This is a genomic window from Rufibacter ruber (assembly GCF_014138425.1).
Taxonomy (GTDB): Bacteria; Bacteroidota; Bacteroidia; order Cytophagales; family Hymenobacteraceae; genus Nibribacter; species Nibribacter ruber_C.
Genome location: NZ_JACJIQ010000005.1, coordinates 116,872 through 135,859 on the forward strand (window position 1 = coordinate 116,872; position 18,988 = coordinate 135,859).

An 18,988-nucleotide genomic window follows, 5' to 3' on the forward strand; every position below is an offset into this window, starting at 1 on the left:
TTGGGTATTGACCGAAATAAAAAAGCTAGTATTTTTGTGCTCCCAATAACCAAAAGGGAACGTTGCGCTGGTGGCGAAATTGGTAGACGCACTGTCTTCAGGTGGCAGCGCTTTCGGGCGTGGGAGTTCGACTCTCCCCCAGCGCACTAAAGCCGGTCTCAGAAATGAGACCGGCTTTTTTGTTTTGAATCCTTCCCGCCTGCCTCTTGCGTACAACCCCAGAAAAACGGATGTATGCTCACCAGAGGTCAACGCATTCTTCAGAAGATAGCTGCTTCGCTGGCCGTAGTCACCGCCCAGGTGGCGGTGGCGTGGCTGGTGTTTGTGGGGTCGGCGCTGCTGTTTTTCTGGATGGCCACAGAGGTCTTTGTGGAGCAGGAGAAGGACCTGGACCAGGCGGCCTTTGCGCTGGCCGGTGACATCACTACGCCAGAGACCACCTCGTTCATGTATTTTGTGACCTTCTTCGGGTCTAAGAACTTTCTGATTTACGGGTCACTGGGGCTGGCGCTGCTGTTTCTCCTGTTTCAGCGGTGGCGGTTCTACTCCCTCAAAGTGGTGGCCATCTCAGCCACCACCACCCTTTTCAACCAGACCATGAAATGGCTTTTTAACCGGCCCCGGCCAGAGACCGCGTTTCTGGAGCAGAGCGGCAACAGTTTTCCCAGTGGGCACGCCATGATTGGCGGCGCGTTCTGGGGGCTCCTGGTGTACCTCATCTGGACCAACGTGCGGCAGAAATGGCTGCGGTGGCTCCTGAGTGGCCTGCTGGTCTGCTGGATCCTCCTCATCGGCTTTAGCCGCGTGTACCTCAACGTGCACTATGCCTCAGACGTGCTGGCGGGGTGGGGGGCAGGGCTGTTCTGGCTCATGATTGCCCTGTTCCTGCTCAAGCGCCTGCAGCAGCGCGCGGGCCCCAACGTAAAGCAGCAGGTGGAGCAGAATGTGGAGGGATAACCTCTGGCAGCCCCTAATTTTCTGTTTTTGACCTGTTTTTGGGAAAACAGCCCCAAAACAGGCACCGCCCGGGGCTACGGCCCATCTTCCTGAACCAGACAATCTCTCCCGCCCTGGGGGACCCGGGGAGGCGAAGCCGTGCGCTAAAACTGGCAGATTGGTGGGTTTTATCAAGAAAATTGGCAAATTTACATCTTCAATTGTCCAGATTAGTGAACCAGATTCATCTGCCAAAGAACATACTATGATCATAACGCCCAGAGTACGCGGCTTTATCTGCCTTACTTCGCACCCAGAGGGCTGCGAGCAGAACGTGGTAAACCAGATTAACTATGTGAAATCAAAAGGCGCCATTGACGGTCCTAAGAAGGTGCTGGTGATTGGCGCCTCCACCGGCTTTGGGCTGGCCTCCCGCATCACCGCCGCCTTTGGGTCAAACGCCGCCACCATTGGGGTGTACTTTGAAAAGCCTTCGGCCGAAGGCAAGCCCGGCTCCCCCGGCTGGTACAACACCGCCGCCTTTGAGAAACACGCCCAGGCCGCCGGTCTGTACGCCAAGAGCATCAACGGTGACGCCTTCTCTGATGAGATCAAGCGCAAGACCCTAGACCTGATCAAAGCTGACCTGGGCCAGGTAGACCTGGTGGTGTACAGCCTGGCCTCCCCGCGCAGAACCAACCCCAAAACCGGCGTAACGCACAACTCAGTGCTGAAGCCCATTGGCCAGCCTTTCACTAACAAAACGGTAGATTTCCATACCGGCAACGTGACAGAGGTCTCTATCTCCCCGGCCAACGACGAAGACATTGCCAACACCGTGGCCGTGATGGGCGGTGAAGACTGGGAAATGTGGATGGACGCCCTCAAAGCTGAAAACCTGCTGGCCGAAGGGGCCACCACCGTGGCGTATTCTTACATAGGCCCCGCCCTGACCGAGCCGGTGTACCGCAAAGGCACCATTGGCCGCGCCAAAGACCATCTGGAGGCCACCGCCTTCTCTATTGCTGATAAACTGAAAGACCTCCACGGAAGGGCCTTCGTGTCAGTGAACAAGGCGCTGGTGACCCAGGCCAGCTCGGCTATTCCGGTGATTCCGCTGTACATCTCCTTGCTGTACAAGGTAATGAAAGCCAAAGGTATTCATGAGGGCACCATTGAGCAGATCCAGCGCCTGTACCAGGAGCGCCTCTACACCGGCGGCGAGGTGCCGGTAGACGAGAAAGGCCGCATCAGGGTGGACGACTGGGAAATGCGGGATGACGTGCAAGCCGAAGTAGCCGCCCTCTGGGAGCAGGCCACCACTGAGAACCTGCAGGAGATTGGCGACCTGGCCGGCTACCGCACTGATTTCTTCCACCTGTTCGGGTTTGAGGTAGACGGCCTGGATTACGAGAAAGACGTGAATGAAGTAGTAGAGGTGCCCGGTCTGGTAAGCTAACTTCAACTCCCTGTACTTCCTGTTTTTGGCCTGTTTTTCAGAAACCAGCCCAAAAACAGAAACTTAAATCCTGTTGGCATGGGCGCTTGCCTTGGCCAACAGGATTCTTTTTTCCCCTTTAGAGCCTGTTTACATTTTGATTTTGCAAGCGAAAAATGGGGAGCGAAAGGTTCTGGCGAAGCGATTTTTGAACAGCTAAACGCCCCGCTACGGTGCGAGAAAATGGCAAAGTCAGGTTCTTTTGATACCATTTTGTAGCGCAAAAGATAAATTTAAACATGCTCTTAAACCTGTTTAGTGGGTTCCTTTTCCCTGCCCCGGGAAACCTATTTCTGCTGCAAGGTCTGCTTGCGCCGCCGTTTTGGAGCTGTTTTTTGAAAAACAGCCCGAAAACGGAAGCCTCAATAGACGTAAGCAGTAGCGGGTGCCAAAGAGAAAACCCTGAGCAGCCTCAGTTTTAGATTCCCTTCCCCTGCTTCACATGAAAAAATTTATTGCCGTTGTCTTCGCCCTACTGGCGGCCGTTGGTAGCCATGCGCAGCGCAAGCAGACAGAAATTGTGGTGATTGGCAATATTCACCAGGCCGTGCCCAATTACAACGCAGACACCCTGCTCCAGATGATGGAGCGCATTCAGCCAGACCTCATCCTGCATGAGGTGGATTCCTCGTTCTTCACCAAAGACTTCCGGTTCAAGGCCCCTTCTAAGGAAAACGAGCAGAACGCCTCTGTAAGGTACCTCCAAAAGCACCCCAGAACGCTGCTGCGCCCGTTTGAGTTTGAGGGCCGCAATGAATACCGGCGGGCACGAGGCATGGTGCCCGCAGATAACCTGACTATTCAACTGCTGAACCGGTTAGACTCTGCCCGTGCGCTCACGCCTGAGCAGCAGGGTCTTCTGACCGCCTACCACGCCCTGACAGACTCTTTGAAAGTACTGGCCGCCCAATCACCCCGGCATTTTAACAACCCCGCCACAGATGCCCTGGCCAGGAGGCGGCAGGATCTGCAGCACAAGGGGCTAACCCGCATAACCAATGCCAGGGACGAGTTTGCCACTGCCTTTTTGACCAAGCCCAACGGGGAGCAGATCAGCTACCGTGAAGGCTACCAGCTCTGGGCTGATTTCTGGGACCTCCGCAACCAGACCATGGCCAGAAACATTGTGCGCATGGCTGAGAAGTTTCCCGGCAAGCGGGTGGTGGTGCTTACCGGTTTTCTGCACCGGTATTATCTGCTGAGTGAGCTCCAGAAACTGACGGCAGGCAAGAACATCCAGATCAGGGAGTTCTATGACTATCAGCACCGCAATTAAGCACAGCGAAGTCTTTACGGGTGCAGGAGTTGCTCATACAGCCGCAGGTTCTCAGCATCAAACACCACAAACGTCACCTGCTCCGGCAGTTCATGCTCCCCAGAAAACCCAGCACCGTGTGCACGGCCACCTGTGCCGCCTGGTCTTTGGGGTACCCGTACACACCCGTGCTGATGTTGGGGAACGCCACCGTTTTCAGGCCGTGGGCCCGGGCTAACGCGAGGGAGTTGTGGTAGCAGCGGGCCAGCAGGTCAGGCTCGCCTTGGTGACCGCCGTTCCAGACAGGGCCAACGGTGTGAATCACGTGCTTTGCCGGGAGGTTGCCGCCGGTGGTGATCACGGCTTCGCCCGTAGGGCAGCCGCCTTGCCGGGCCCTGATGCGCTGGCACTCTTCCAGAATAGCCGGCCCGCCCGCTCTGTGAATGGCCCCGTCTACGCCGCCGCCGCCCAGCAAACTGGAGTTAGCCGCGTTGACAATGGCGTCTGCCGTTATTTTGGTAATATCACCTTGTATTAACTGGATACGGTTTGGGGTCATGGCGTTTTGGGGCTGTTTTCTGAAAAATAGGTGAAAAACAGGAGTTAGTTGTGGAGGTTATTTAGTAGCTGTTGGTGTAGATGGGTGTCTTGAAAGGAATGAGCTACCTAAGAATGCACGGTACGGGCTAAGTTTGTTTGCTGGCGAGTCCCGGTTGGGAAGCAGGTTCATGTGCACGAGTACTTGCCACTGAAACGGGGTTGCTCCCCCCCTATACCTAAGGAAGGGGAAGACTTTGCTGGCGTTTTGGGCCTGTTTTTCAGAAAACAGGCCTAAAACAGGAGGTAGAGCATTACACATTTGCCTGTTGCGTTACAAAACGGTAGCAAATGAACCTGCCTTGGCCGTTTTCATAAGGCCGTAGCACTGCCACGGGGCTCAAGATTGCATGGGCAAAACCGTTCGCTGGTATTTTTTTCGCCAGCTAAACCAAATGTTTAAAGGTTCTCAACCTGCCTTGACAGTAAGGCATCTGCACTTTTTGTGTCCGTCATTCGGCGTGAGCACATTGATTATTCTTCACCTGCGTCTCCGTCTGGGTTGTCACGGTTCAGGTTCACTTCTACCCGCAGCGCTTTGAGGCCGCTCACGCCTTGCAGGTCTTCTACCTCCAGGTTTTCTACGTTCCCTGTCAGGATCCCTTTGTTTTGCAGGTACTCAATGTACTCTGTGTACTCGTTGGCTTCGCGGGCGTGGGAGTAGACAATGGCAATTTTGTAGGGCTGGGTTAGGCGCTCCTCGGTATCGCGCACGTGGGCCTTGTCTACGCGTTTTTTCACTATCTCATAGCGTATGTTGTAGGCGCCGTCTACGTCAAACTTGCGCTCGTCTTGCCTGAACCTGATGGCCAGCGGCTGGCTGTGGATCAGGATCAATTGGGTGGTTTCCAGGGGGACCTTGAGCTTGGGTTTGAGGGCGGCGGTGCGGCGGGTGATTTCGCACATGACCATGAGCTGCCACAGGCGCAGGTTGCGCAGGAACATGAGGTCAAACGGCTGCCGTTCCTCCAGGGAGGCGCCCACGTAGATGTTGAACTCCACGCCATCGGTTTTAAACTTCTCAAAGTAGTGCGGGTACATCTGCTGCGCGTTCAGTTCCTCCTGCTCCACATAGTCTGAGATGGTCTCATTGATGAGGGTAAGGCTCTCTTCAAACGCTTTGCGGCGCTTGTAGAGAATGCCCAGCTCCGGGTCCATGGCTGCGCGGTACGCCTGTATGTGGGGCAGCAGGTCTGGGTGCGTCACCTCCAGAAACTCAAACATGGGTTCTGCCTGGGTCCTGATCAGCTCAAAAATTGTGAGGCCGTCCTGCACCAGAATGCCCTGCTTCAGCTGCTCCAGGTGCCGTGAGACAGAGAACCGCAGTTCATCAATTATGGGCAGCGAGTGCACCTCGGCGGCTTTTTTCAAGATGGCCTCTGCCAGCTGCAGGTGTTCAATCAAATCACCCAGAATAGCGGTGTTGCGCTCTGTGCTGGAGCCGCGCACGTCTGCGGCGGCATAGAGCGGGTACACGTCTGGGAACACAATGGGCTCCATCTCTACGGGGCCGGTGGCGTGGTTCATCTTCTCCAGGAGGTTGAGGGCCGCTTCGCGGAAGCGCCACTCCAGCACCGGGTGAATGGCGGTGAACCGGTCTCTGATCACCGCCTGTACGCGCGCCTCAATCTCCTCTGAGTTTCGGTTTACCGCCACTGAGAACAGCGGCAGGAACTGCTCCATCTTAGAGATGGAGAAATTGTCCAGGTCACCGGGGTTGGGTGAGCCTAACTCCAGAATGCCAATGGGGTCATCACCGTAGCGCAACAGGGCCAGCACAATGTTCCGGATGCCCATGCCCAGCATCTCTTCCCGCACGCCGTCTGGCAGCTGCTCGGTTTTTTCCACGTCTTTCACCACCAGCGGGTTGCCGTCGCGCACCAGGCTGTCATAGATGGTTTTGAAGCCCACGTAGCTGCTGCTGCCGGGCTCGCTCTGCAACAGAAAGCTGTGGTTGATCTTGTTCCCGAAGTTGACAAACGCGCTCTTGTTCTTGTGGAACGCCGCCACGCCCAGCTGCAGGTGCGGCCGCTTGAAGTAGATGCGCACCTTCTCCTGCAACTGCTCAAACCTGTCAGCGGCCAACATCACGTCGCGCTCCAGCAGGTCGTTTTTCAGGGAGGAAAGCACTTCCTGCTCGGTTACATCTACCAGGTGCAGCGTGTAAAAGCCGTTGACCTCAAACAGGCGCGGCGGAAGGGCCTCCATCCAGACATCCATGTCTCTGATGTTGTCCAGCAGGTGCTGAATGGCCTCCTCGTCCAGGGGGGGAAGCGGTTCAGTGTTGGTAATGTCCAGGAACTGGGTGTTGATCTCTACGTTGTAGTGGCGGTACAGCCCCAGCTGGTAATCTGGCACGGTGTAGATCAGGAACTCGTCATGCGGCACCTGCACCCCATAGAATTTCTCCAGAATGAGGAAGTACAGCATGCGCACCCGGTTAAAGAGCACGCGCTGCTCGTCTATGTTCAGTGGTCGTTTGAGATGGTTCTGGTCTGTCAGGATGATCTGCTTGAACAGCTCTGTATGGTAGATGCTCACATCATACTGGGGCCCCACGGTGCCAATGGCCTCAATCTCCCGGGTGGCCGGCGGGAAAACGGCCGTCATGAGCAAATCTATGATGCACTCATGCTTGTGCAGCGTGGTCAGGTCTTTGATAGGTTCCAGCAGCTCAGGCGCCTCTTTCAGTTGCTTGTTGATTTCCTGGGCGCAGAGCATGAAGCTGCTTCGGCAGCCGTCATGTTGCTGCTGCCAATACCTGATGATAGGCTTAAAGCTAAGGTTGGCCTTGAACGGGAAAGTGGCGACGCTGATGTTGTGTTCTCTGGAGTGCATACAGGGCTTTTAACGCAAAATACCCTTTGCAGATACAGTAAAAGGCCAGCTATCTGGTGGCTGACCTTTGGTGTTCTGTTCAGGAAGAGGAAGAGGCGCGCTATTGCTTCAGAAACCGGACAGATTCTGCGCCATTTGGCGCGGGGAGGCGGTAGTGGTAGAGCCATGTAAAAAGTTTCATTGTGTCTACCGGCACCTGATGCCCCCGCTGGTTTGGGTGGTTCCCGGCTCTTCCCTGGCCAGTAGCCCCGGGTGGTTCTTCCTGCTCCAGGCGTACCTTGCCCCGCTTGGGCAGGGGCTATGCCACCACTGACTGGGCTGCCACCGGGGTTGGTCTTTCCTGCAGGTTGCCTGAATTTGTCTCATCAGTGCCTTTGGGTACCAGTTCTTCCAGATAGGTCTCTGTGCTGTTGGGGTCCAGGAGCAGGAAACGGGTGAGAGACCAGTAACTGCGCCGTCTTTCATGGACCAGTGCCCGCTTGGCCAGGGTGGAGTCACCGCCAGTGCCGCGGTACCGGGAGGCAATGGCCTGGAGGTCAGCGTACCATTTCTCCTGCTGCGCTTTCACCTGGGTGGCCACAGCGGTCAGCGCCTTCTGGTTTCTGTTGGCAATGAGGGTTACCTGGCCCATGAGTTGTTGGTAGTGGGCGTGCTGCGCTTTGATTTCTGCTTTGTGCGCCTCAGACAGGGGTTGCCTGGAGGCTTTGCGTTCTTCGCGCACCTTCTGAAAATAGGCCAGTTGCTGCGTACGGTGGTTGGCCACTTCTTCGCGCAGCTGGGCTAGTGTGCGTCTGTCTGCTGCAGAAAGCTGCCTGTCCAGCTCTCTGCGTTTGGCAAGCAGGAAAGTCCCAATAGTCTGCTGGTGGTATTGGGCCAGTTCCTGCCGGAGCCCCTGTTGGTCTTGCCGGGGGCGGGTACCGGTTTGAGCACGTACACCCATCTGCCCCTGCAGAATCAGAAAAATAACAAAAATTAAATGCTTCCCGCTCATGGCTGCCTGTCAGTTAAAGAAAAATTGTCTTGAAAAGAGAGTTGCTGCTCAATTGGTTAGGCCTAAGATAGTGATTTTAAGTGAATATGTAAAATGGCCAGTTGTGCGTTAGGTAACGGGGGAAAGCCTTTTCTTGGTCTGTGGGTGCCGTTTTGGGCCTGTTTTGGGAAAAGTAGGTCAGAAACGGCGTGGATGCAGCTCCCTTGTTGGAGCTGCGCGCACAACAGGGGCTTTGGAGCAGGCGGGGTTGCCGAGTGACGGAATGGAAGCCTATTATTCAGGGAGGAAGAAACAGTTGAATGCCCGGCGCCATTGTCATCTGCGCAGGTCTGTACAGACCGTCTCAGGATAATAAAAGACCTCACCGGTTTTCAATACCGGTGAGGTCTACTCTGTTTTAGACCTGTTTTTGCTAAAACAGGTCTAAAACGCAAAACTGGCTATAGCTGAGGGGCAGAGGGTAGGACTACCGCTGGAACAGCACCAGCATAGACACCGGCGGAACTGCCAGGTGGCCACTCACCTTGCGGCTGCCGTTCAAGTCAATGGTCTTTCCTTCGGCGGCTACTTCCCAGGTGCCGTCCAGGGTAATCTGGGCGGCATGTTCATGGCCGTTGTAGTAGACCAGAATTTTCTTCCAGGTATCGCCGTGGGCGTGGTCTTTCAGGCGGAAGCCCACCAAGCCTGACCTGGTTTTGAGAAACTCCAGATGCTGGTTCACCTGGGCGGCCGTGGGCATTCTGAAGGCGGGGTGGGCCTGGCGCAGGGCAATGAGCTGCTGGTAATAGGTGAATACATCCTGGTGCTCGGCTTTCCAGCCCCAGTTGATTTGGTTGACGGCGTCTGGTTTGTTGTAGCTGTTGTGCTCGCCGTTCTTGGTACGTAGCATTTCCACGCCTGCATGCAGAAACGGCGTGCCCTGGCCCGTGAGTACAATGGCGTTGGAGAGCAGGTGCATCTTTTTCAGCAGCGCGGGCGAGGCGTCTGGCCGGGAGGCTTTGAGCTTGTCAAACAGCGTCATGTTGTCATGGCAGGAGACGTAATTCACCGCCTGCCACGGCTCCCGCGCCCAAAACGCTTTGGAGTAGTTCACTCTGCTGATATCCACCTGCGGGTGGGGCACACTCCCTGCCACGCCAAACCTGACAGATTCTTCGGTCCCGTGGGCGCCGCTCACAAAGCCGGTGCTCTTGTCATCAAACACTGAGCCTTTAATGGCATCACGCAGGTCATCTGAGAAGGCGGCCACGTGGGCAAGTTGGTGGGTGTTGGCCTTTAGCGCTTTCTGGGCGTCTGGCAGGGGAGAGGCGCCGGCGGTCCAGCCTTCGCCGTAAATGATAAGGTTGGGGTTGATTTTCCTGAGTTCAGCGCTAAGCTGGTGCATGGTTTCCAAATCATGAATGGCCATAAGGTCAAACCGGAAGCCGTCTACATGGTACTCCTTCGCCCAGAATTTGCAGGACTCTATGATGAATTTACGCACCATGGCGCGTTCGCTGGCGGTCTCGTTGCCGCAGGCAGAGGCGTCTGAATATTGGCCATCCGCCGTCTGGCGGTAGTAATAATCAGGCACCTCCAGGTTGAAGTTGGAGCCCTGGGTGAGGCCGGTGTGGTTGTACACCACGTCTAGAATCACGCCCAGCCCACGGTCATGAAAGCCCTTTACCATCTGCTTGAATTCTTTGATGCGCACCTCGGCCCGGTACGGGTCTGAGGAATAAGAGCCTTCGGGCACGTTGTAGTTCTGCGGGTCATAGCCCCAGTTGAACTGCGGTTTGTCCAGGGCCGTCTCGTCAATGGAGCGGTGGTCAAAGGCGGGCAGCAGGTGAATGTGCGTCACGCCCAGTTCTTGCAGGTGGTCAATGCCGGTGGCCTGGCCGTGGCTGTTCCTGGTGCCCGCCTCTACCAAGCCCAGAAATTTGCCGGGCTGGCTGCTGCCGGAGCTGGGGTGGGAGGTAAGGTCGCGCACGTGGGCTTCCCAAATGACCGCGTCATTGGGTGATTTTACTTCTGGCCCTTTGTCCCGGGCCCAGCCCGCAGGGTTGGTAGACGCCATGTCCAGCACCATGGCCCGTTGCCCGTTCACCCCCACGGCGGTGGCGTAAATGCCGGGCGTTTCAGCCAGCCATTTGCCGCCGGTCTTTACCTGAAAGGTGTAGTAAACGCCGTTTAAATCTTTCTGCACGGTGGCCTGCCATAGCCCTTTCTCCCCCTTTTGCAGGGGGAACTTCTGCTTCGGCCTGCCGCCCTGGCCTTTGTCATAGAGGTTCACCAGCACCTGCTCTGCCACCGGCGACCAAAGCCTGAAAGTAGTTTGTTGGGGCGAGTATTCTGTCCAGAGGTTGGCGTCTGTAGGGGTGGGGTACTGCTCAAATTTTTGAGCGTTTACCGGAACATGGAAAGAAAAAGCCATAAGCAAGGCAAGTAGGACACTACAGAAGAACGTACGTTGGCGCATGTGATTGATAGAAGGAATGGTCTCCCGGCAATATCCCTAAATGAAGGAAACTTGAGGAGAGGCGGTTTCGGCTACGCCGATTTAATACGGCTGGACAGCAGCGAAACCGTTACGCCCATCACGGCAATCAAGGCGAAGGAAAGGCGCAAACTGCTCATGCCGGCAATTAGCCCAATAAAAGGCGGGCCCACCAGAAACCCGGCAAACCCAATGGTGGTGACGGCGGCCAGGGCCATGCTGGGGGCCATGGTGGTAGATTTCCCGGCCACGCCGTACACCAGCGGCACCACCGCCGAAACCCCAATGCCCACCAGCAGAAACCCTAGAATAGCCGTAAAAAGTTGAGGGAAAATGACAGAGATTGCCAAACCGATGGCGGTCAGCAAACCGCTTAACTGGAGAACCCGCTTCAAGCCAATTTTGGAGGTTGCCCAGTCAGCTATGAAGCGCGTGGCGGCCATGGTGCACATGAAGGCGGTAAAGCCCGAGGAAACCCAGGCTTTCTCAGCCTGCACCACCTTCTGGAAATACACGCCGCTCCAGTCAAACATGGCGCCCTCACAGATCAGCGAGCAGAACGCAATCAGCCCCAGTCCCATCAGGGCTTTGTCTGGCATCACAAAAAGTGGCTGGCCTTCTGGGGAGGCGGGGTCTTGCACCATGGTGTATCTGTACGCCACGGCAATGCCCACCAGTATGATGGCCATGATGACTAAAAAGTGGTACAGCGGCAGAATGTTGGCACCAATCATGAGGGTGCCAAGGGCGGCCCCTACAAACCCGGCCAGGCTCCAGAGGCCGTGAAAAGAGGCCATGATAGATTTCCCGTAAAGGTTCTCTACGCTGACTGCCTGGGTGTTCACGGCAATGTTGGCCATGTTGCTGGCCAACCCGAACAAGAAAAGCAGGACTGTCAGCTGAAAAACACTGCTGACCAACCCCAGGCAGACCAGGATGAGGCTGTACATGACCAGCGCTATGGTGACCACTTTCCGGCTTCCTATTTTAGAGGTCAGCCAGCCTGTGAACGGGAGTGAAAGAATCAAACCCACCGGCAAGGAAAACAAGACACCGCCCAGTTCTGCCTCTGAGAGCTGCAGTTTCTGCTGAATGGTGGGAATGCGGGAGCCCCAACTGGAAAAGCACAGCCCATGGAAAAAGAAAAGGGAGCCCACGGCGGTTCTGCGTACGCGGTTAGAAAACTGGGGATGGGGACTGGAAATCATCAGGAAGAAATAAGCACAAACGTTTCCTCTTACTTATAGCAACACAGCAAGGTTCAAAGTACGCCCAGGGAACTGGCTTTGGCAAGTATCTAAAAAGAAACCCGCAGTCCTGCTGTCAGCGCTGCGGGGTAGGGCGGTTTCTGTTTTTGGCCTGTTTTCTGAAAAACAGGCCAAAAACAGAAATTACTTGGTGGCGGTGCTGTCTTTGAGCACGGTGTGCATGTTCATCTCCAGGGTAGGGTAGGCAGTTTCAACTATGCGCCCCAGCTCCTTGCCGTTTTTGTAGAAGATGAAGGTAGGCACGGCGGTGATGTTGAGGGTTTTTTCCTCACCGGTCAGGCCGGTTTTGTCTTCCCGCAGGCTGGTCATCTCTACACGGGAGTAGGGAAAACGGGCGGCATCCAGCACTTTGTAGAACCGCGGTATCTCGCGCTGGCTGTCAAGGCACCAGCTGCCCATGAACACCTTGATGCGTACGCCTTCCAGCTGGGGCTGCAGCTGGTCTATGATCTGCTCGTTGGGCTTGTAGCGCAGGTACATGGGGTGAAACCAGGCACTGTACCGCGGCATCTCAAACGCTACGCGGGTGGTGGTGCCAATCAGGAGGGAGTCATTGCCGGCCTGGGTAGGCTCCTCCCGGTTTTCTTGGGGGTCTAAGCCCGTGTGCGTTGCATCTGTGATGACTGCCTGGCGGGGGGTGGAACAAGCCGCAAAGGCCAACGCCGCAAAAATGAAAAGCACGTAACGCATGATGAATAGATTCTTGTAACTGGAGACTAGAGGTTAGGTTTCATGTTCTGGGCTCCTTGCTTAAGAAGCATACGGGAGAGACAGGTTCCTTTCCTCAAGGTATCTAACGTCTGTTGCGCCAATAAGATTTTATACTGATTCAATGGGCCTTGGCTCGTCCAGGTCTACAAACTCGCCTTCCCAGCGGGCAATCACGGCGGTGGCCAGGCAGTTGCCAATCACGTTCACTGAGGTGCGGGCCATGTCCATGAGTTCGTCAATGCCCAGAATAATAAAGATTGGCTCTACCGGCAAGCCGAAAGATGCCGCCGTTCCCATCAGGATCACCAAAGAGGCGCGCGGCACGCCGGCCACCCCCTTGCTGGTCAGCATGAGCGTGAACACCATGAGCAGCTGCTGCTCCCAGCTTAGGTCAATGCCCGCCGCCTGCGCCACAAACACAGAAGCCAGTGACAGGTACAGAGTGGTGCCGTCCAGGTTGAAGCTGTAGCCCATGGGCATCACAAACGCCACTACCTTGCGCGGCACCCCAATAGACTCCATGGCCTCCATGGCGCGCGGAAGGGCGGCCTCAGAGCTGGTGGTGGCAAAGGCGATAGACACCGGCTCGGCAATCACCTTGGCAAACATTTTCACCGGAATCCGGAAGAACAGCGCCACCGGCAGCAGCACCAGCAGCAGGAACGCCAGCAGGGCTACGTACAGCGTGGCCAGCAGTTTGAAGAGGTTGATGAGAATACTGAAACCCATGTGGCCCACCGTGTAGGCAATGGCCGCACCCACGGCAATGGGGGCAAAGTACATGATGATGTTGGTGAACTTGAACATGGTCTCGGCCAGGCTCTCTGTAACCTCCAGCAGCGGGCGGCGCTTGCGCTCGTTCAGCATGGCCAGCCCAATCCCAAACAGCACACTGAACACCACAATCTGCAGGACCTGCCCTTCGGCAATAGACTTGGCAATGTTCTCCGGGAAAATGTGCAGGATAATGTCCTGCCAGGTCTGCGGCGGCGGGGCCTGAAGCTCACCATGGGCTTCGCCTTTGAGCACAATCCCGTCGCCGGCACGGCTAATGTTGATGGCGGCCAGACCAATGAACAGTGCAATGGTGGTCACCACCTCAAAGTAAATAAGGGCTTTCCCTCCCATTTTGCCCACCTGCTTCAGGTTAGAGTGGCCGGCAATGCCTACCACCAGCGTGGCGAAGATGAGCGGTGCAATGATGGTCTTCACCAACTTGAGGAAGATCTTGCTCAGCACGTTCAGGTTCTGGGCGAAATCAGGGAAACTGTACCCAATCTCGGCACCAATGACCATGCTGACCAGAATCCAGGTGGTGAGGCTTTTCTTACGCACGGCAAAAAGGCACAACACGGCAATGCCAATCCAGCGCATGGCGGCCAGTGCCAGCTCAGGCAGGGCCACTACGCCGTAGTTGTGCATGACGGTAAGAACAGCCGCAATTGAAATGATGACAAATGCCACCAGGGCAAGTGAAGATTTTTTCATAAACAGAGTACTGTCAACGCACTTGCACAGGCAGAGGGCGCCATTGGGTTTGGAGTTATAAAGGGTGTGGGCAGGCTCAGATTGCCACGGCAACTGACAAATATAAGGTATTTCTATGGTTTCAGAAAAAGGCAGAAATGCGGGCTGGTTCTTAAGATATTTTAGAAAGGTGGCATTTTTTTATCTATACTTGAGCCTTCTTTCTAATAAAACTACACCCTATGTTAATTTGGCATTTAGAGACCCGTGAGCTCACCCTGCGTTACACCTGGAAGATCTCACGCAATGCCTCTGATGTAAAAACCAACCTTTTTGTCACCGTGGGTGATGGCAAGGTGCATGGCCGCGGCGAGGCGGCGCCCAACGTGCGCTACGGCGAAACCCCCGAACTCCTGAACCAGCAGTTCAGCGCCCTGCAGGCCGGTGGCCTAGACCAGATTGGCTCTGTAGACGAGCTGCAGCAACTGATGAGGCAGGTAGAGGTGCTGCCCGCGCTCAGGTTTGCGCTTGAGTCTGCGTTCATCCATTACGTTTGCCGCAAAAGCAACCAGACAGTGGGCCAGTTTTTAGGGGTGCAGCCCATGACCTCTGTGCCCACGGCCTATTCATACCCCATCATGGACCCCGCCAGGATAGCCCCCTTCACCCAGGAACACGGCCTGCAGCGGTTTGAGTACCTGAAGGTGAAGGTGAACCAGGAAACCGGTCTGGACATGATGGCTGAAGTGGCCCGGGCTACCTCCAAGCCGTTGATGGTAGACGCCAACGAGGCCTGGCAAGACCCAGACGCCATGGTGGTGTTCATGGAGAAGCTCAGGAAGTACCCTGTTATCATGATTGAGCAACCCATGCCTTCGGCCCTGGCCGAAGAATACCTTTACCTGAAAAAGCATTCCCCTTATGACCTGTTTGCAGATGAGTCTGTAACCGACCACGCAGATTGGGGGCTGTTGAAGCAGCAGTTTCACGGGGTGAACATGAAGCTCATGAAAGCCGGCGGCTACCTGAACGGACTGGAGATTCTGAACAAAAGCCGCGCCGCCGGGTTGAAAACCATGATTGGCTGCATGATGGAAACCAGCATGGGCATCTGGTCTGCTATTCAGCTGGCCCACGGCGTTGACCTGCTGGACCTGGACGGCATGCTGATTGTGAAAGAGGAGCCGTTTGCACTGGTGAAGGAGCAGGAAGGGAAACTATACCCCATTGAGATGCCCTAATGCCTCAGTTGTGTTTTAGGGCTGTTTTTAGAAAAGTAGCCCTAAAACAGGAAATCCCCGGCAGACCGCTCTGCCGGGGATTTCCTGTTTTACAGGGGAACAAGGCTACTGCCGTTTCTTCTCCTCACTGGCCAGCTGCTGCTGCACCTTGGCCAGTTCGGCATCCAGCTTCTGGAGGTTAGCTGTTTTGGCCTTGTCTTTTACCGCGCCTTGCAGGAGTTCGTTTTTCTTCTCTAAGATTTCGCGTTTGCGCTGCAGCAGCTGAATGCGCTCTTGCAGGGCCTGGGCATGCAGGAGCTGGTTGCCAAAGCCGGTGGTGTCGCCGGTGAGGGCGGTGCTTTGCTGAACAATGACCGGGTTCTTGATCAGATTCCCTTGCAGGTCCAGCCGGTCGCCGTCCTGGAGCAGCCGGGTCTGCCCGTCTGCGGTTTTCAGTTGGCCGTTGGGCTGGAGCTGGGCACCGTTAGGGAAGGTCTTGGCCTGGCTCAGGGGGGCGTACCCTTTGGGTAAAATGGTCATGGGCTTTCCATTCCGCATGATCACGCCTTCCCGGGCAGGCGTGACACTGGGCGTGGTGGTGCGTCCGCTTTCAGTTTTCTGAATGGTGGCCCCCTGCGCCAGGGCAGACCCGGCCGTAAGGAGTGCCAATACCAGTAGGGTGCCGCTCACCTGCAGACAACGTTTGGGCATAGAGGTAAAATGATGGGTTCCTGTTTTCATGCTAGTTTCAGAAAAATAAGCCGGAAACGCAAATAAGGCTACTGCTGGTGCTCAGCTTTGCCCTTCTTGCGCTCCTTCAAATACTGGATAATACCCGGCAGTACCGAGATGAAAATTATAGCCGGTATGGCGTAGTGTAAGTAGTCTTTCAGCTGCGGGAACTGCTGGCCCAGGTAATAGCTGGCTAAAACCAGTGTGCAAATCCAGAGGGAGGTGCCCACCACGCTCAGGAATAGAAAGTGCTTGATGTCCATGCCCGTCACGCCCGCCAGCAGCGGGTTGAACGTGCGCACCACCGGTACAAATTTGCCTACCACAATGGCGGTTTTGCCTTTCTCCTTGTAAAATTTTTCTGCCCGTTCCAGGTGCTTTCTTTTAAAATACCATGTATCTTTCTTGTGGTAAAGCTTTTTGCCCATGCGTCTGCCAATGGTGTAGCCCAGCAGGTCGCCGGCCACGCCGGCGGCGGTCATGCTCGCCAGCAAACCCGCCAGGGGCACGGTCAGGACCTTGGCCCCGGCCAAAAGCCCCGTGGTAAGCAGCAGAGAGTCACCGCCTGGTATCACCAACCCAATGAGCAGGCCCGTCTCTACAAATACCACGGCCAGAATGAGGGTAAGGCCGCCATATTTGATCATGTTCTCAGGGCTGGAGAAAAGCTCTGTCCAGGAAATAAGGAAAAAAGGTTCTTGCATGATGGGGTGCTGCGTGGTTTATGAGGCATACGGTGCAAAGAATATGGATGTTGGTTTTTACCTTTGCTAAGGGAGCCGGCAGAAGTTTCCGGTTAAATGCGGGACAAAAACATAGCCCTTTCCCCCCAGGTGATAGACTTTGTCATGAAAATAGAAGAAGAGATCAAGCAGAGTGCCTTCAAAAATGCCTATCAGAAGGTGTTCATAAACATACTGTACACCTCTAACTGGCTGCAGCTGCGGCAGTCTACCCAGTTCAAGCAATTTGGGGTGACCTTGCCGCAATACAACGTGCTGCGCATTCTGCGCGGGCAGTTCCCCAAGCCGGCCACGGTGAACCTTTTGATTGAGCGCATGCTGGATAAAACGTCTAACGCCTCCCGTATTGTGGACAAGCTGGAGGCCAAGGAGCTGGTCACCAGAACCCAGTGCCCCACTGACCGGCGCACGGTAGATATTCTGATTACAGAAAAAGGCCTCACCCTCCTGAAGCAGATTGATGAGCTCAACCTGGGCAAACTGATGGGGGAAGAGAACCTTACCCCTGAGGAGGCTGAGCAGTTGAGTGCCCTGCTAGACAAAGTGCGGGGATAAAACCCCTGTATTGCTGATAAGAAAACGACCACCTTCCAAATTCACATACCCATGAAAAAAGTAGTACTCTCTGCCTTAGTGGCTGCCGCGGTAGGCGTGTCAGCTTTCAAAGCAGCCTCTTCTGGCCCGACACATGCAGCCTCAGCCGCTGAGGTGCGCACAAGTGATATGAAAAGGTACAAAGTTGTGCCTGAGGAAAGCAAAGTCACCTGGGTTGGGCGCAAGGTGACCGGTGAGCACAACGGTAACATCAAACTGGCCAGCGGGGTTATCCTGCATGAAAAAGCCGGTTTGCGGGGAGGCACCTTTGTCATGGACATGACCAGCATCACGTGCAATGACCTGCAGGGCAACTCAAACAAAAAACTGGTTGACCACCTCAAGGCAGATGATTTCTTCTCAGTGGCCAGCCACCCCACCGCCTCTTTCGCCATCACCAATCTGGCGCCCAGGCAAAACGCCAAAGCAGGTACCGCCAACTACATTGTCACCGGCAACCTCACCATTAAAGGGATCTCAAACGAAGTGACGTTCCCGGCGTATGTGGGCGTGAAAAAAGACGTGGCCACTGCCAAAGCCACCTTGAAGTTTGACCGCACCAAATGGGACATCAAATACAGGTCTGGCAACTTCTTTGAGAACCTGGGTGACAAAGCCATTCAAGATGATGTAGAGCTGCAGATTGAACTGGTAGCCAAACTAGAAGAGGTAGCCAAGGCCAAAAAGAGCAAAGACCCCAAAGACAAAACCGCCAGACTCTAAGCAGCCATACCCTTCCAGGAAAAGCCGATGCTCCCGCCAGAGCCTCGGCTTTTCTTTTGAAGCGTAGCAGTGGAGGTTCCTGTTTCTGGGCTGTTTTTGAGAAACCAGGGCAAAACCAGCGGTTGCGGGCCGGGAGAACCCCAGTTGCCTGTGAGCAGGTGGCAGTGTTCCCTTGCAGCAAGCGGGTAAATAGGGCCATCTGGCGCAGGGGGGCTGCGTGGGCAGAGTAGAGAAGGGCGGGGTGGCCTCATGAAAAAGCAAACCCCGGAAGCTCGGCGGTGGGGCCGGGCTTCCGGGGTTTTTCTGTTCAGGCAGATTAGTAGGCCGGTGAGGTTTTAATGCTGGGCCGGTTATAATCTGGTTCCCAATCATTGATTGGCAGGCAAATGCCCGGTGGGAGGTCAAGGTCTGGCAAGCCGTCATTCAAAGGTTCGCCGCCGTCATCATCACTGTCATCTTGCGGCGGCACGGTGAGTTTCTTGCGCGGTGCCAGCGCCAGAAAGGCAATCAAGGCAAACATTGCCAGAGAGTATACAATCAACATAATACTGCTGCATTAGGAGTCTCACATCACATCCACGGCTTTAGAAAAGCGTCTCTCCCTGTTCAACGTATAGCAGCCTTGCTATGTTAGCCCTAAACGCAAAAAAATGATCAACTTCTCGCCCGGAGTTTGATTATGAAAAAAGCGGGTGTAGCTTTGCCCCAGTTTTAGGGGTGCCTTAATATAACGGGCTGAGATCATACCCATTGAACCTGATACGGGTAATACCGGCGAAGGGAAAAACAAGGGAATCAAAACAGAGTGGGAGAGCCGGCCCCTGGTGGCTCCTGTTTGTTTTACATTGAGCTTGTACACTTTTTTGATTTTGTAAGCGAAAACTGGCAGAGGAAGGTTCTGCCGAAGCGTTTTCTGAGAAACGTAGCCGCGCTACGGGT

General features: G+C 55.2%; 16 protein-coding genes, 1 tRNA gene and 1 riboswitch. Of the genes, 7 read left to right on the forward strand and 10 right to left on the reverse strand.

Annotated features, from left to right (window positions below; genetic code table 11):
* Positions 1–64 precede the first annotated feature (64 nt).
* From FHS90_RS07455 to FHS90_RS07470, 4 genes are all read left to right on the forward strand, one after another.
* Positions 65–146: transfer RNA gene (locus FHS90_RS07455), tRNA-Leu, on the forward strand.
* Between the two features lie 88 nt (positions 147–234).
* Complete coding sequence (locus FHS90_RS07460) at positions 235–957, forward strand: phosphatase PAP2 family protein (protein WP_182512565.1); 723 nt, start codon at positions 235–237, stop codon at positions 955–957.
* A gap of 244 nt (positions 958–1,201) precedes the next feature.
* Positions 1,202–2,395 carry an enoyl-ACP reductase FabV gene (fabV, locus tag FHS90_RS07465; RefSeq protein ID WP_182512566.1) on the forward strand — a complete coding sequence of 398 codons (1,194 nt, stop codon included), beginning with the start codon at positions 1,202–1,204 and terminating at the stop codon, positions 2,393–2,395.
* A gap of 481 nt (positions 2,396–2,876) precedes the next feature.
* The gene (locus FHS90_RS07470; RefSeq protein WP_182512567.1) at positions 2,877–3,710 is read left to right on the forward strand and encodes a hypothetical protein; all 834 of its coding nucleotides are present in this window, start codon (positions 2,877–2,879) and stop codon (positions 3,708–3,710) included.
* A gap of 73 nt (positions 3,711–3,783) precedes the next feature.
* On the opposite strand, the gene FHS90_RS07475 is transcribed toward FHS90_RS07470, so the two are convergent.
* The 7 genes from FHS90_RS07475 to FHS90_RS07505 form a co-directional block, all read right to left on the reverse strand.
* Complete coding sequence (locus FHS90_RS07475; RefSeq protein ID WP_343049625.1) at positions 3,784–4,248, reverse strand: O-acetyl-ADP-ribose deacetylase; 465 nt, start codon at positions 4,246–4,248, stop codon at positions 3,784–3,786.
* A gap of 512 nt (positions 4,249–4,760) precedes the next feature.
* Positions 4,761–7,124 carry a GAF domain-containing protein gene (locus FHS90_RS07480; protein ID WP_066830011.1) on the reverse strand — a complete coding sequence of 788 codons (2,364 nt, stop codon included), beginning with the start codon at positions 7,122–7,124 and terminating at the stop codon, positions 4,761–4,763.
* Between the two features lie 298 nt (positions 7,125–7,422).
* Positions 7,423–8,115 carry a hypothetical protein gene (locus tag FHS90_RS07485; RefSeq protein WP_182512568.1) on the reverse strand — a complete coding sequence of 231 codons (693 nt, stop codon included), beginning with the start codon at positions 8,113–8,115 and terminating at the stop codon, positions 7,423–7,425.
* Positions 8,116–8,581: 466 nt separating this feature from the next.
* Positions 8,582–10,528, reverse strand: coding sequence for a type I pullulanase (gene pulA / locus FHS90_RS07490; RefSeq protein WP_220483016.1), 1,947 nt, complete (start codon positions 10,526–10,528; stop codon positions 8,582–8,584).
* A gap of 116 nt (positions 10,529–10,644) precedes the next feature.
* Positions 10,645–11,799 (reverse strand): MFS transporter, encoded by a 1,155-nt coding sequence (locus tag FHS90_RS07495; RefSeq protein WP_066830023.1) that lies wholly within the window; start codon positions 11,797–11,799, stop codon positions 10,645–10,647.
* A 183-nt stretch (positions 11,800–11,982) separates the two neighbouring features.
* Positions 11,983–12,549 (reverse strand): thioredoxin family protein, encoded by a 567-nt coding sequence (locus FHS90_RS07500; RefSeq protein WP_182512570.1) that lies wholly within the window; start codon positions 12,547–12,549, stop codon positions 11,983–11,985.
* A gap of 129 nt (positions 12,550–12,678) precedes the next feature.
* On the reverse strand, positions 12,679–14,058 hold the full coding sequence (locus tag FHS90_RS07505) for a dicarboxylate/amino acid:cation symporter (RefSeq protein ID WP_066830298.1): 1,380 nt from the start codon (positions 14,056–14,058) through the stop codon (positions 12,679–12,681).
* A gap of 221 nt (positions 14,059–14,279) precedes the next feature.
* On the opposite strand from FHS90_RS07505, the gene FHS90_RS07510 reads away from it, so the two are divergent.
* The gene (locus tag FHS90_RS07510; RefSeq protein WP_066830032.1) at positions 14,280–15,278 is read left to right on the forward strand and encodes a dipeptide epimerase; all 999 of its coding nucleotides are present in this window, start codon (positions 14,280–14,282) and stop codon (positions 15,276–15,278) included.
* Positions 15,279–15,383: 105 nt separating this feature from the next.
* On the opposite strand, the gene FHS90_RS07515 is transcribed toward FHS90_RS07510, so the two are convergent.
* Positions 15,384–15,998: a DUF6799 domain-containing protein gene (locus FHS90_RS07515; RefSeq protein WP_182512571.1), complete on the reverse strand. Its 615-nt coding sequence runs from the start codon at positions 15,996–15,998 to the stop codon at positions 15,384–15,386.
* Between the two features lie 38 nt (positions 15,999–16,036).
* Positions 16,037–16,693: a DedA family protein gene (locus tag FHS90_RS07520; protein WP_182512572.1), complete on the reverse strand. Its 657-nt coding sequence runs from the start codon at positions 16,691–16,693 to the stop codon at positions 16,037–16,039.
* 144 nt (positions 16,694–16,837) lie between these two features.
* On the opposite strand from FHS90_RS07520, the gene FHS90_RS07525 reads away from it, so the two are divergent.
* Both FHS90_RS07525 and FHS90_RS07530 read left to right on the forward strand, forming a co-directional pair.
* Positions 16,838–17,287 (forward strand): MarR family winged helix-turn-helix transcriptional regulator, encoded by a 450-nt coding sequence (locus FHS90_RS07525; RefSeq protein WP_066830300.1) that lies wholly within the window; start codon positions 16,838–16,840, stop codon positions 17,285–17,287.
* Positions 17,288–17,338: 51 nt separating this feature from the next.
* On the forward strand, positions 17,339–18,049 hold the full coding sequence (locus FHS90_RS07530) for a YceI family protein (RefSeq protein WP_182512573.1): 711 nt from the start codon (positions 17,339–17,341) through the stop codon (positions 18,047–18,049).
* A gap of 316 nt (positions 18,050–18,365) precedes the next feature.
* Here FHS90_RS07530 and FHS90_RS07535 read toward each other — a convergent pair whose 3' ends face one another.
* Entirely contained in the window at positions 18,366–18,593 is a 228-nt protein-coding gene (locus FHS90_RS07535; protein WP_066830044.1) for a hypothetical protein, read from the reverse strand.
* A 159-nt stretch (positions 18,594–18,752) separates the two neighbouring features.
* Positions 18,753–18,849, forward strand: a riboswitch (TPP riboswitch).
* Positions 18,850–18,988 lie beyond the last annotated feature (139 nt).

Coding starts and splice junctions, on each gene's coding strand:
- FHS90_RS07475 (WP_343049625.1), bottom strand. CDS start 4,248: ATGACCCCAAACCGTATCCAGTTAATACAAGGTGATATTACCAAAATA.
- FHS90_RS07510 (WP_066830032.1), top strand. CDS start 14,280: ATGTTAATTTGGCATTTAGAGACCCGTGAGCTCACCCTGCGTTACACC.
- FHS90_RS07530 (WP_182512573.1), top strand. CDS start 17,339: ATGAAAAAAGTAGTACTCTCTGCCTTAGTGGCTGCCGCGGTAGGCGTG.
- FHS90_RS07470 (WP_182512567.1), top strand. CDS start 2,877: ATGAAAAAATTTATTGCCGTTGTCTTCGCCCTACTGGCGGCCGTTGGT.
- FHS90_RS07515 (WP_182512571.1), bottom strand. CDS start 15,998: ATGAAAACAGGAACCCATCATTTTACCTCTATGCCCAAACGTTGTCTG.
- FHS90_RS07480 (WP_066830011.1), bottom strand. CDS start 7,124: ATGCACTCCAGAGAACACAACATCAGCGTCGCCACTTTCCCGTTCAAG.
- FHS90_RS07505 (WP_066830298.1), bottom strand. CDS start 14,058: ATGAAAAAATCTTCACTTGCCCTGGTGGCATTTGTCATCATTTCAATT.
- fabV (WP_182512566.1), top strand. CDS start 1,202: ATGATCATAACGCCCAGAGTACGCGGCTTTATCTGCCTTACTTCGCAC.
- FHS90_RS07535 (WP_066830044.1), bottom strand. CDS start 18,593: ATGTTGATTGTATACTCTCTGGCAATGTTTGCCTTGATTGCCTTTCTG.
- FHS90_RS07525 (WP_066830300.1), top strand. CDS start 16,838: ATGAAAATAGAAGAAGAGATCAAGCAGAGTGCCTTCAAAAATGCCTAT.
- FHS90_RS07500 (WP_182512570.1), bottom strand. CDS start 12,549: ATGCGTTACGTGCTTTTCATTTTTGCGGCGTTGGCCTTTGCGGCTTGT.
- FHS90_RS07485 (WP_182512568.1), bottom strand. CDS start 8,115: ATGAGCGGGAAGCATTTAATTTTTGTTATTTTTCTGATTCTGCAGGGG.
- FHS90_RS07495 (WP_066830023.1), bottom strand. CDS start 11,799: ATGATTTCCAGTCCCCATCCCCAGTTTTCTAACCGCGTACGCAGAACC.
- pulA (WP_220483016.1), bottom strand. CDS start 10,528: ATGGCTTTTTCTTTCCATGTTCCGGTAAACGCTCAAAAATTTGAGCAG.
- FHS90_RS07460 (WP_182512565.1), top strand. CDS start 235: ATGCTCACCAGAGGTCAACGCATTCTTCAGAAGATAGCTGCTTCGCTG.
- FHS90_RS07520 (WP_182512572.1), bottom strand. CDS start 16,693: ATGCAAGAACCTTTTTTCCTTATTTCCTGGACAGAGCTTTTCTCCAGC.